This is a genomic window from Segatella oulorum F0390 (genome assembly GCF_000224615.1).
GTDB lineage: Bacteria > Bacteroidota > Bacteroidia > Bacteroidales > Bacteroidaceae > Prevotella > Prevotella oulorum.
In genome coordinates, this window is sequence record NZ_JH114217.1 from 627,066 (window position 1) to 639,348 (window position 12,283).

9 protein-coding genes and 1 rRNA gene are annotated in these 12,283 nt (G+C 43.7%); 8 read left to right on the forward strand and 2 right to left on the reverse strand.

Annotated elements, in window-relative coordinates; translation table 11 throughout:
* Positions 1 to 260 precede the first annotated feature (260 nt).
* From HMPREF9431_RS13080 to HMPREF9431_RS11825, 4 genes are all read left to right on the forward strand, one after another.
* Positions 261 to 401, forward strand: coding sequence for a hypothetical protein (locus HMPREF9431_RS13080; RefSeq protein WP_155813037.1), 141 nt, complete (start codon positions 261 to 263; stop codon positions 399 to 401).
* A 509-nt stretch (positions 402 to 910) separates the two neighbouring features.
* The gene (locus tag HMPREF9431_RS11815) at positions 911 to 4,135 is read left to right on the forward strand and encodes a SusC/RagA family TonB-linked outer membrane protein (protein ID WP_004381569.1); all 3,225 of its coding nucleotides are present in this window, start codon (positions 911 to 913) and stop codon (positions 4,133 to 4,135) included.
* A 20-nt stretch (positions 4,136 to 4,155) separates the two neighbouring features.
* Complete coding sequence (locus HMPREF9431_RS11820; RefSeq protein ID WP_004381570.1) at positions 4,156 to 5,961, forward strand: RagB/SusD family nutrient uptake outer membrane protein; 1,806 nt, start codon at positions 4,156 to 4,158, stop codon at positions 5,959 to 5,961.
* Between the two features lie 26 nt (positions 5,962 to 5,987).
* Positions 5,988 to 7,544 (forward strand): sulfatase family protein, encoded by a 1,557-nt coding sequence (locus HMPREF9431_RS11825; RefSeq protein WP_004381571.1) that lies wholly within the window; start codon positions 5,988 to 5,990, stop codon positions 7,542 to 7,544.
* Positions 7,545 to 7,746: 202 nt separating this feature from the next.
* Here HMPREF9431_RS11825 and HMPREF9431_RS11830 read toward each other — a convergent pair whose 3' ends face one another.
* Together HMPREF9431_RS11830 and HMPREF9431_RS11835 are read right to left on the reverse strand one after the other, a co-directional pair.
* A complete protein-coding gene (locus HMPREF9431_RS11830; RefSeq protein ID WP_004381572.1) occupies positions 7,747 to 8,754 on the reverse strand; it encodes a hypothetical protein in 1,008 nt (335 codons plus the stop codon).
* Positions 8,755 to 8,765: 11 nt separating this feature from the next.
* Positions 8,766 to 9,653: a tetratricopeptide repeat protein gene (locus HMPREF9431_RS11835; RefSeq protein ID WP_004381573.1), complete on the reverse strand. Its 888-nt coding sequence runs from the start codon at positions 9,651 to 9,653 to the stop codon at positions 8,766 to 8,768.
* Positions 9,654 to 10,073: 420 nt separating this feature from the next.
* On the opposite strand from HMPREF9431_RS11835, the gene HMPREF9431_RS11840 reads away from it, so the two are divergent.
* The 4 genes from HMPREF9431_RS11840 to HMPREF9431_RS11860 form a co-directional block, all read left to right on the forward strand.
* Positions 10,074 to 10,649 (forward strand): hypothetical protein, encoded by a 576-nt coding sequence (locus tag HMPREF9431_RS11840; protein ID WP_040561718.1) that lies wholly within the window; start codon positions 10,074 to 10,076, stop codon positions 10,647 to 10,649.
* A 4-nt stretch (positions 10,650 to 10,653) separates the two neighbouring features.
* Positions 10,654 to 10,866 carry a hypothetical protein gene (locus tag HMPREF9431_RS11845; RefSeq protein ID WP_231287823.1) on the forward strand — a complete coding sequence of 71 codons (213 nt, stop codon included), beginning with the start codon at positions 10,654 to 10,656 and terminating at the stop codon, positions 10,864 to 10,866.
* A 178-nt stretch (positions 10,867 to 11,044) separates the two neighbouring features.
* Positions 11,045 to 11,269 carry a hypothetical protein gene (locus HMPREF9431_RS11850; protein WP_004381576.1) on the forward strand — a complete coding sequence of 75 codons (225 nt, stop codon included), beginning with the start codon at positions 11,045 to 11,047 and terminating at the stop codon, positions 11,267 to 11,269.
* Positions 11,270 to 11,910: 641 nt separating this feature from the next.
* Positions 11,911 to 12,283: ribosomal RNA gene (locus tag HMPREF9431_RS11860) — 16S ribosomal RNA — on the forward strand; the annotation flags it as partial.

Below are 12,283 nucleotides of genomic sequence, written 5' to 3' on the forward strand. Positions count from 1 at the left end.
TTTCCGCCCCCGATGTGTTGTGTGGGGAGGACATTAAAAAGCAATGTGGTAGAAAAAGTACAACCCCCAAGGGGGTAGCCTCCTCCCTCGCACCATTACCCAGGGTAGGCTGCGTTGCACTTGCCAACCCTGCGCTATCGAAAGTATAACCCCGATGGGGTAATGGCACACCACATGGTTGGCGTGAGCTATCGAATGTACAATGTAATGAGGTAAGGGCACACCGCGTGGTTTGATGGAGATGGGTAGGGGCGGCGCCTGTGTGCCCGCCCGTGTCGCCCTACAAGGGCGCATCCATCGTTCCATTCCCCGCACACAATGCATGTATTTTTGGTATGGAAACGCCGCTGCGCGGACGTTCGGGCGGGCACACAGGCACCGCCCCTACGCGTTTTGCTTGAGAGTATTGCGCATGGATGTCCGCCCCTACGGTTTCGTTTGGGCAGATTGTGCGTAGACGGTTGGTGTCCTTTCTCCTAAAAATAATTATGAAGTTTATGGCAAATAATTTTGCACTCATTAAGAATATTCTTATCTTTGGCGAGTCGAAAGAAGTATTCTCTGCTGCATAACCGATTGAATTTATTGACCAAACCGTTATAGAACGGGTCGTTTTCGAAGGTTAGCACCGACGACATTCTAAGAAACCAAATCCTAACAAATGCTTAAAAAGGCAATGGAAAACGTATTAAGACGAAACAGTGATAGTGGTTTTGTGAAGAAAAACCACTGGAGTTATCAAGACTTGTTATTAGAGAAGCAAATCTCTTTATGGTTAACTTTTCTGTAATTGCGTGGCATTTTTGATAGAATTACTTCCTATTTTGCAGAAATGGTGTGTATCAAGAAACATTATAAAGCGATATTTATTTGTAAAACTGAATTCTAATAATTTTTAAATTCACATGATATGGAAAATAAACGACGTAGACAAAGACAAGTAATGTGCGGCCGGATGCTGCTGTTGATGTTGCTATTCATCCCATTATGTGTGGGAGCACAGAGCTCCTCCACCATTACTGGGACAGTGAATGACATGCAAGGTGAGCCTCTCATTGGAGCGAATGTGCGACAGAAGGGGACAAATAATGGGACTGTGACCGATCTTTCGGGACATTTCTCAATCAAAGTCCCTGCGGGGGCTATGCTTATTGTGAGTTATGTCGGATTTAATGAGCAAGAGGTAAAAGCCCAATCTAATATGGTTATCACGCTTTCGGACGAGGCGAAATCTATTGATGAGGTGGTTGTCGTGGGATATGGTGTACAGAAAAAGGTGAATCTCACCGGTGCTGTCTCTTCCGTAAAAGGAAGCGATTTGGCTATGCGTCCTGTAACTGACGCATCACAAAGCCTACAAGGTTTAGTTCCCGGCTTGTTAGTTTCTAACAATAACTCAGGGAGGCCTGGTGCTACGGGTGCATTATCATTGCGAGGACAGGGCAATTTGTCTGGTACAGGGCATCCTTATGTGTTGGTCGATGGTATAGAAATGAGCTTAGCCGATGTAAATCCCAATGATATTGAATCGATTTCTGTCTTAAAAGATGCCGCAGCCTGTGCTATTTATGGTGCGCGTGCTGCCTATGGTGTGATTTTAGTAACCACGAAACATGGGGAAGAGGGTAAGATGCACATCAACTATCAAGGTAGCATTGGGTGGAATAAGCCCACTGTTTTACCCAAAATGGTGAATGCGGTTGAATTTGCCCGTATGTGGAACGATGGAGTTACCAATGCTAATTCGTCCCGACGTTATAGCGATGAGAAGATAAAACTCCTTGAACAATACATGAATGACCCGTCAAGTGTAAATCCTTGGCAAGAATTATCTCCGAATGCTTCGATGAATCCTGCGTTTGAGAATACCGAAAAAGGTATCGGTAATGTTGACTATTTTAAACTCCATTATAAGCCTCGTGCATTTAAGCAGCAGCACAATGTGAGTCTAAGTGGTGGCGGAAAACAAGCGCAGTATTACGTATCGGGCGGCTATTTTAAGGAAGATGGCATTCTGCGTTATGCAAAGATGGACTTTGAACGCATGAATTTGGTTTCAAACCTCAGTTCTCGTCTTACGCCATGGCTAAAATTAAAACTAAATTTAAAGTATGTACATTCGATAGACAATACGCCTTTTGGCACAGGTGGCCTTAGCGATGGCTTCTATCATTCGCTTGCCCGCTTCCGCCCAACCATATCAGTTGTCGACCCACATGGCCATTTTACGGAGTTATCGATGATCCCCTATTTACAAAGTGGCACTTTTACACGTACCAAACGCGATCATTATGACATTACAACAGGCTTTGAATTCAATCCTGTAAAGGGCTTGATAATTAACGCTGATTACACCAATAAGTTCATAGCTACAGGATATGAGGCGGAAAATGTAGCCCCAGACATCTATGCAGCTGATGGTGTGACTACATCAAAAGGTGTGCGAGACGAGCTAAATGTGACTCCTGATGGGAGATATATGCGCTCAACTTACAATATACATTATCAAAACATTAGTCTCTATGCCAACTACTCATTAACGATTGTCAAGCAGCACAATGTGGTTTTGATGGCAGGATACCAAGAAGAGAATAACAAAGAAGACTATCTGAAAAATGGTATCTCAGGTCTTTATTCTACAACGAATCCTAACACGGCAATGGGAACGGGTGACAAACAACCTGGAGACATTCGCAAAAGTTGGTCTACACGTGGCTTCTTCGGGCGTGTTAACTATGATTATCAAGGACGTTATTTGCTTGAACTCAATGGCCGATACGATGGTTCTTCACGTTTTGCACGGGGACATCGATGGGGATTCTTCCCATCTGTTTCTATAGGTTGGAATATCGGTCGTGAGAAGTTTATGCAGGAATTCACCCATCAAATATCACAATTAAAGTTGCGTCTATCTTATGGAAAGTTAGGCAACCAAGCCGGAGCATCACTCTATACGTTTGCTTCGACCATGGAACTCAGCAACTTAGGCCGCTATTTTTTTGCCGATGGACGTCATCCTCACCTCATTGCACCGGCTGTTGTCAATCCTGTTACTACATGGGAGAAAGTGAGTAGTAAGAATATCGGTTTGGATTTTGGACTTTTTGGAAATGCCATTACGGGTAGCTTTGATATTTATGAGCGTAAAACAAAAGATATGTTAGGCCCTGGAGAGGACTTTCCAGATTTCTTTGGTGCGCAAGCTCCGCAAACTAATAATGCAGCATTGCGTGATCGTGGATGGGAACTTACGTTGAATTATCGTGGCAGGATTGGTAAAGATATCGATTACTCAATAGGGGGTTCAATTGCTGATTATCGCTCTGTGGTTACGGATTATGCCAATCCTACGGGTACTGCACCTGCAACAAACTGGTATAAAGGCAAGCATGTGGGTGAAATTTGGGGCTATCGTACAGACGGTTTATTGCAAACCCAAGCACAAGCTGATGCTTATAATGCCACACACGACAATAGATTTTTCTCTACTTTGAAATGGACTCCTGGCGATGTGGCCTATCGTGATTTAAACAATGATGGAAAAGTGAACAATGGTAAGAACCGACTTGGCGACATGGGTGATATGACAGTCATTGGCAACTATAGCCCTCGTTATCAATATACCATTAATGGGCAGATTGGTTGGAAGGGGCTGTCTTTAAGCTTTATGTTCCAAGGTGTGGGCAAACGCGATTGGGATCCAACGAGTAGTGTCTACTTTTGGGGAACGGGACCTTATGCGCAAGTCACATTATTTAAAGAACATCTTGACTATTGGAGCGAGAGTAATCCACACGCCTACTACCCGAAGCCCTACATAAATTCTGCGGGTGGCGTACGCCCCTATGCATCAAAGGTGAAAAATCAACCTACCGATCAATACTTGCAAAATGCTGCTTATTGCCGATTGAAGAACCTAACACTAAGCTACACCCTACCACAAATCTTGTTACATAAGCTGAAAGTGCAACAAGTGAAGGTGTTCCTTTCGGGCGAAAACTTGTTAACTCTCACCAAATTAAAGAAGATGTTTGACCCCGAAGTTATCTTTACATCCAATGGTTACACCAGTGAAGGTGGTAAAAACTATCCCATGAATAAAGTAATTTCTATGGGATTATCCATTAATTTCTAACCCTTTAATATAAAAAAGCTATGAGATTTAAATATATATGCGTGGCTTTTCTGGCCATTAGCTCACTATCAAGTTGCTTCGACTTAGATAAAAGTCCGGAAGGAGTGCTCTCAACGGTTAATCCATTTACGTCATTAGGCGAGATGAATGGTTACCTTGACCAATTCTATGAATCAGGTGTAAAGGTGCAAGAGTTCAATTCGTGGGGTGGAGGTGGTATAGCCGGCATTGACATGAATAGCGATAATATGGCGAGCGGTGCTGTAAATACGCGCCTTAATGGAAGTCTGACACTTGCCAATGCTAATAAGTTGGCCTACTATACTGATATTCGGAATGTGAATTTTTTCTTGAATAATCTCAATTTCAAGGATACCAATGCCGCAGCCTATAAGCAATGTGTGGGCGAGGCCTATTACTTCCGTGCATGGTTCTATTTCAATTTGTTTAAGAACTATGGCAATATTGCATGGTTAGACCATACACTTGCACCCGATGAAAACGAGATGAATCTTCCCCAAGAAGGGCGTATAGCCATGGTTGACCACATTTTATCCGATCTTGACAAGGCCATTGACCTTCTTAGCTTGCAGAATAATGCCGCAACGATGCGCGTACACAAGGATGTTGCGCGTGCTTTTAAAAGCGAAGTAGCACTCTATGAGGCAACGTGGGAGAAGTATCATCAGGCCAAAAACGATGCCTTTTACGATAAAACAGTGACTGCTGCGAAGATAAAAGACTATTTAGAACAATGTGTTGCCGCTTGTAAAGCCATTGTTGATCGTGGGGTATGGCGTATTTATAACACAGGAAATCCGCTCAACGATTACCGACAAATGTTCCAAACTGAGGATTTGAGTAGCAATTCTGAGGTGATGTGGTTTAAAAAATATGATGGGAGTAACGTAGGCAACAGCGTAGATCGCTACCTTAACCAGGGCGGAGGAAGTAGCGGTGTGACAGCCTCTTTGGTTGATGATTACCTCACTCGCGCAGGAAGTCCTTTTGTTGGTGCTACTGTTTTGGTGGCGAAAGCCACTTTTGGTGATGAACTAAGTCCAACTTTACGTGATCCACGTTTGTCACAAACCGTTTGCATGCCAGGCCAAACACTGCGTCCTGATCAAGGGCCTTATGTTGTTCCGCCGCTTAATGGATCGGGCTATCACAAGAACGAAACGGGCTATTCTTTATTAAAGTATGTGCAGATTGATTACACGGGTAGTCTTGACCAAGAAGGAAAGGGTAGTACCCCAGCAATACAATATCGTTATGCTGATGTGTTATTGGATTATGCTGAAGCGTTAGCCGAGTTAGATGGCAATGCTCATGCCAACGAAATCATCACCATTTTGCAACCGTTACGTGATAGGGTAGGTATGCCTGCTATGGATTTCGATCGCGAATATAACACCTCAGTCGATTATCCTTTCCGTCATCTTAATAAGTATATTCAAGCTGTGCGGCGCGAACGTCGTGTAGAACAAGCGTGTGAGGGGCGGCGATTAGATGATATTTTCCGGTGGGCTGCTGCAGAAGATCTTATAGTGGGACAGCGAGCACATGGTGCTTTATTTGTGGGTAGTAACTTAGAACATCATGCTAAGTATGGTAGTAGTTTGGTTTACGACCAGCCTACGGGCAACAATCTTTACTTGTCAGGACAGCCAGGTGATGCCCATCGCTACATTTTGCCTGTTAATCCTGTAGGTTATGAAACAGGGTGGAAATTCAATCCAAATAGAGATTATTTACTACCTTTGCAATCACGTATGCTTTCACTCACCAAAGGGCTGTGGAAACAAAATCCTGGATGGGAATAATTTATTGTAAAATCAAATTCATTAATATGCAAACAAACATTCTTTATTACCTTACGGGCACGGTTACACTGGGCGCCTGTATTTCGGCGCATGCACAAAAGAAACCGATGAACATCGTTTATATCATGAGCGATGACCATTCGTATCAGACAATCAGCGCCTATGACAATCGTTTCATCAACACGCCTAACATTGATTGGATTGCTAACCACGGCATGAAGTTTCAAGAGAGCTTTGTGGCCAATTCGCTCAGCGGCCCTTCGCGTGCCTGCATGCTCACGGGAAAACACAGCCACGCCAATGGGTTTACGGATAACTCGAAGACTTTTGACGGTAATCAGCAGACTTTTCCTAAACTCTTGCAGCGCGCAGGCTATGAGACGGCCATGATTGGTAAATGGCATCTGACTTCGTTGCCCACCGGGTTTAACTATTGGGATATCCTCATTAACCAGGGCGATTACTACAATCCCGATTTTCTTTGCAATGGGAAAAAGCTGCAACGCCAGGGCTATGTCACCAATATCATTGCCGATTTGGCCATCGATTGGATGGAGCACAAGCGCGACAAAGACAAACCTTTCTGCCTTTTGATGCACAACAAGGCGCCCCATCGCGTTTGGGATCCCGACACCTGCGATCTCGACCTCTACAATGATGTGGTCTATCCGTTGCCTAAGAATTTCTATGATAACTACGAAGGACGGCTCGCTGCGCAGAAGCAAAAAATGAGCATCATCAAAGACATGGACATCATCTACGACAACAAGATGGCCGACCATGAGAACGAAATCCACACCAACACGGGGTTAGAGGCTTGGGGACGCGGAAATTACAATCGCATGACGCCGTCGCAACGTGCGCAATGGGATCGACATTACGACCCCATCATCAAGAAGTTTAAAGCAGACAAACTCACGGGAAATGCGCTTGCCGAATGGAAATACCAGCGCTATATGCACGATTACATGCGTGTGATTCACTCGGTCGATCGTAATGTGGGGCGTGTCATCGACTATCTGCGCGAGAAAGGGCTTTTAGACAACACGCTCATCGTCTACACATCCGATCAAGGGTTCTACATGGGCGAGCATGGTTGGTTTGACAAGCGGTTCATGTACGAAGAGTCATTCCGCACGCCGTTGCTCATCTATATGCCTGGCGGCAAGCATGGCGTGAACCGTGATATGGTGCAGAACATCGACTATGCTCCCACTTTTCTCGAGTTGGCGGGTGTTAAAGTGCCGAGCGACATCCAAGGCCGCTCGCTGTTGCCTTTGCTGCAAGGCAAAACACCGCGCGATTGGCGTCACTCGCTTTATTACCATTATTATGAATATCCGGCCGAACATTCGGTGTGTCGGCACTATGGCATTCGTACGCCGCGCTACTCATTGATGCATTTTTACAACGACATCGATAGCTGGGAACTTTATGATTTGCAGAAAGACCCTGCGCAAATGCACAACATTTATGGGCGTCCCGGCACGGAGAAGCTCACGCAACAGCTCAAAAAGCAACTCGTCGGCTTGCAAGTGCAGTATAATGACCCTATCCGCAACACGCCGCAAGGAGTGAAATAACGGCGCAATGCTTGCCCTTATGGGGCAATGATGGGGCTAAAATGTTGCGGACACACATTGGTGTGTCCGCCTTTTTTGGCCTTTTGCAATTCTCTTTTCTTGCTTTTCACAGCTTTTTCGGCCTTTTGTAGCTTCGATGTGGAGAAAGTCGTGAACAAGATGGCCGCAGAAACATCCTGAAAACGTGCGCTTGGCTCTCGTGTCAATAGGCATCGAGGTCAAAATCAGATAAGCGCGAATGGTTGCGATAGGCTTTTGCTGCCTTGAGGTAAGGGCGATAGGCCGGCACATTAGGGTTTTCGGCAACGCATTGCAGGGCATATTCCTTCACCCGCTGACAATCGTTATAGTCGTCATCTGCCGGCGAATACTCCCATCGCGCATGGATATCAAACCATTTCTCGGGCGCTTTGTAGGCTTTATCAGCAGCTTTTTCGGAATGGAGCCAACGCAGCAGCTTGTCCCAAAGGGTAGCGCTGGGTGTGTGAATGCGGTTATACCCCTCCCAATAGGCCTCTACATCAGCGGGATCTTTCACCTTCCCATGGAGCGCATCCAAAACATATTGCACATCTTCAGCCCTGCGATAACGCGCCAAAGCAACCAAGGCTTCGATGTAATGGTCGTTGAAGAAAAGGAATTTTATACGTGCATAATACGTGCGATGAGGCGGAATTCGGCGAAGTAACTGTCGGAGATAATCAAGATGCTTGACGTGAGAGGCAAACAGAACACAGCTGTCAATAGCCACTGAGTCGGCTTTCGTCAATCCGTAATGTCGACCTTCCTGCTGGAGAATTTCGATGCGAAGATTGGCCAGCGGCTCCTGATAAACACTGCAACCATATTGCACTGGCACACAACTTTGGTCTTGCATGTCCATCAAAGCGAGGTTTTTTGCCATGTCGGGCTGCTTCTGCATCAGGGCAATGAAAGCTGCTAATCGTGTCATGGGCACGCTATCCGAGGAAGCCAATAGATAGAGCTCGTCAATCGAAGCCACACTGGCCAACGTGTCAATAATCTTATCTTGATGCGTTAGTCGCCCCTCATAGCCTACTGCTCCTGGTGTGTAAGACCTGCCAACCCGCAGAATGATGCGCTCAACTTCTGGGCGAATGGATGTAGGGTGACAGGCAAACAGCAGCCAAACAAGCATGAAGCTCAATCCCCCAAAAATGATTTCCTTTATCTTAAACATCATTTCCATACACAGTTGAATTACCATTTTAATCCCAACTCGCGCTTGGCGTCATTCCTAAGACTTTCGTTTTCGCTCTTCAGTAACTTCTTGTAGAATTCCGTAGCTTGCTTCTTGTTGCCGGTCTTCTTAGAAAGGGTGGCGATATTGGCTATCACGATGTCGTCATGGGGTGCTAACTGATGGAGCTGCAGCAATACTTTTAAGGCCTCTTGTTTCTCACCTTTGACGGCCAACAACGCCGCTTTGTCGTTTAAAAAATAAGTGTTTTTGGGGTAATTCTTTAGCACATGATTGACGAAAGCCATGTTCGTCGTGTCTTCTTTCGCATCGTAGAGTTGGCGGAAATAGTCTTGCAGCGTGGAGAAGAAGAAGTCTTCGGGCGCTGGCGAGGTGGATTTGTCGTTCGTCCAAAGCCACTTTTGATGGTTAACCACCGAGCGGTCGATGGTTTTTTGTAAGGTCTCCACGGCGTCATTCGGATGGTTATCGAGCAGCTGCACATGAACCTTGCCAAACCAAAGATCGAGCCTGTCGGGATATTTCGCCAGTCCTTCATCAAACTTTTGATAAAGTTTTTGCATCTTCTCGGCATCATAGCACACCAGGTCGGTGATACTTCCAGCCTTATTTCCCGTTGAATCCATGAATATAAGCCCTTCATGTACCGTTGTGTCGGCCGAGAGTTGCAAAATTTCTTCCCGCGCTTCCATTAGCAGCAGGTTACACCAGGCCGCATAGGTGTCGCCCGATTGTCCGGCACTTTGCTCCCATTTGGGGATGAACTGGCGCAGTGCCGCCGTGTCTTTCTGCGTTAACAACGTTTGAAATTTGGCATAGTCGCTTTGCTGCCCCCATGCGCCGAGGCCAAAAAGAGCTGCGAGAACAAGTGTTAGAATCTGTTTCATATCAACATTTTGATGGGTTTTCGCTGACAAATATAGCAAATTTCTGCATAGCTTCCAAGTGGCATTCCCTTTTTAAACGTAAGGGCTGGCAATGCGATAGTCGAGGGGCTGTGCTTATTCCCCAAATCCCTTTTACATAGATGTCTGCATTGCTGTTAATAAATACATGTAGATAGGAAGAGCAATATAGCCTTGATTATGGTGTAATATGACCTTAATCGTGCTACAAAATGAATGTAATCGGCTTGCAATCTCAATGCTTTTGGATAGACTTATAATCGAATGTCACTTTTAAGTCTACTCATTGTAAAATATATTCCAATTCTCTTGATGGTATCAAACATTTTGAATAATTTTGTAGCAGATAAAAATCTAAATCATTATAACTGCTTAAGTATAAAACATTCAATAGATTGCCCAATGAAAAGAATTGCATTCCTTTTTTGTATGCTTGTGCTATCTGTGGCTCTGTATGCGCAACAAGAAGTTACAAAGTTTATGGGAATACCTGTAGATGGAACAAAAACTGAAATGATTGCCAAGTTGAAGGCGAAAGGATTTACGTGGTATCCTGCTAAGGATTGCCTTACAGGGCTCTTTAATGGTCGAGATGTTACCCTTTATATTTATGTAAATGGTAATAAAGTGTGGCGAGTAGCCGTTCTTTATGCGGATGAAATGGATAATATAAACACCATTAATACATATAATCATCTCCTTTCCCTATTTGAAAATAATGGTAAATATTATTCGCAGAGGGACAATCAAGCGATTGAAGAGGGTACGAATCTCCACGATGAAATAAGATACCACAACAAACAATTTGAATGTCTTTTTCTCCAACAACCTCAAACAATAAGTAAAGATGAGGTTGATTCTATGGGAGAAAGGCGGGTTTGGATGACGATAATTCTTGATGAGCGAGCATATAATAAGTTTGGTATCATACTCTTTTATGAGAATGGTTATAATGAGGCAAATGGCGAAGACTTATAGAAAAATGAAAGAGGAATTCCTATACAAATTGGAATTGTTTTATAGAAACTTTGGAAGTGATTGGTCTATAGAAGACTTTTCAAGCGATAGGAATGTTCAGGAGTTCTTGAAAAACTATTTACTGACTCTTGAAGAAAAAGGCATAGTGGAAATTATCGAAAATAATAAATTTAGAATAAAGAATTTACCGTCGAGTATAATGTCGTCAATCTTATAATGAAACAAATACGAATGGGTATTTGAAAGTATGTGGACAGCTTTCCCTATCAATCTATCAGAATATTTTTCTCATAGTGGTGTTGCCGATAATAAGTTTACAATTAATAAATTGAATAACGTAAATTCGCCAAACTTACGTTATTTAGTATGGTCATTATTTAAAAGTAAACTCCAAAATGGTTAAAAACGGGAAATATATTACATCGTTGAGCTCAGAAGAGGCGCTTGATTTTATCATGCAGTCCGACCAGTTTCATAACTTTGAATTGCCAGAATATTTTGATTTTACAACGGTGCTTCAGCATGTGCATAGTAAAGTCGGCGAGTTATCTTATGATGAATGTATAGCAGTTGATTCTGTAAGCGATATTGATGGTATCTCCTCAAGAAAGTGTAGTTGACAAAAAGGTGTTGGAAAATGTTGTGCCAATTATTACATTTAGAGAGACTCGTGCTTATATGGATGCTTCAAATAAGCTCGTTGAGGCTAATAAAGTCAAAATAATATAGAATAGATATGGAATAGCGATGTTTTGTGTAGCTGTCTTTATATTACTAAGGTATAAGGGTTAATTAAGGTGATTTTTTTGTTATTTGGAATCCCGTATGGTTAATATAGTTTCTTATCGTCATTAGGTCTATTTTGTTGTACAAATCGAAAAATATGTTTTATTTTTGAATTTTCTTTGAAAAAGTTTTGGTGTTTGTTTAGATTTGCATTACCTTTGCACTCGCTTTTGAGGACAAAGGTTCTCAAGTAGCGTTTTCTGCGCCTGTTGAAACGGGTGCGAGGAATAAAGAGAGCGATCTTTGACAAGATTTTCATAGACAGAGAAGTAGTACAAGAAGCGAGTGCTTGTCTTGTTTTCGAGATGAGTACTTGGGTAAAAAGAACGAACCGTCAGAAGATGGTATTCTTTGAGACGTACAGGTGAAGACTTCAATAAAGCGAAGGATGTTGTTCTGAATCAGATAAACTCCTGCTTTCCTATTCTGAGATGTTTTTTACGTTTTGGTATAGGGAGCAGAAAACAGATATTTTACAATGGAGAGTTTGATCCTGGCTCAGGATGAACGCTAGCTACAGGCTTAACACATGCAAGTCGAGGGGAAACGATGAGAGAGCTTGCTCTCTTAGGCGTCGACCGGCGCACGGGTGAGTAACGCGTATCCAACCTGCCCATTACAGGGGAATAACCTTGCGAAAGTAAGACTAATGCCCCATGGTATTCTCAGCAGACATCTAATGAGGATTAAAGATTTATCGGTAATGGATGGGGATGCGTCTGATTAGCTTGTTGGCGGGGTAACGGCCCACCAAGGCGACGATCAGTAGGGGTTCTGAGAGGAAGGTCCCCCACATTGGAACTGAGACACGGTCCAAACTCCTACGGGAGGCAGCAGTGAGGAATATT

Coding starts and splice junctions, on each gene's coding strand:
- HMPREF9431_RS11820 (WP_004381570.1), top strand. CDS start 4,156: ATGAGATTTAAATATATATGCGTGGCTTTTCTGGCCATTAGCTCACTA.
- HMPREF9431_RS11830 (WP_004381572.1), bottom strand. CDS start 8,754: ATGGAAATGATGTTTAAGATAAAGGAAATCATTTTTGGGGGATTGAGC.
- HMPREF9431_RS11840 (WP_040561718.1), top strand. CDS start 10,074: ATGAAAAGAATTGCATTCCTTTTTTGTATGCTTGTGCTATCTGTGGCT.
- HMPREF9431_RS11825 (WP_004381571.1), top strand. CDS start 5,988: ATGCAAACAAACATTCTTTATTACCTTACGGGCACGGTTACACTGGGC.
- HMPREF9431_RS11845 (WP_231287823.1), top strand. CDS start 10,654: ATGAAAGAGGAATTCCTATACAAATTGGAATTGTTTTATAGAAACTTT.
- HMPREF9431_RS11815 (WP_004381569.1), top strand. CDS start 911: ATGGAAAATAAACGACGTAGACAAAGACAAGTAATGTGCGGCCGGATG.
- HMPREF9431_RS11835 (WP_004381573.1), bottom strand. CDS start 9,653: ATGAAACAGATTCTAACACTTGTTCTCGCAGCTCTTTTTGGCCTCGGC.
- HMPREF9431_RS11850 (WP_004381576.1), top strand. CDS start 11,045: ATGGTTAAAAACGGGAAATATATTACATCGTTGAGCTCAGAAGAGGCG.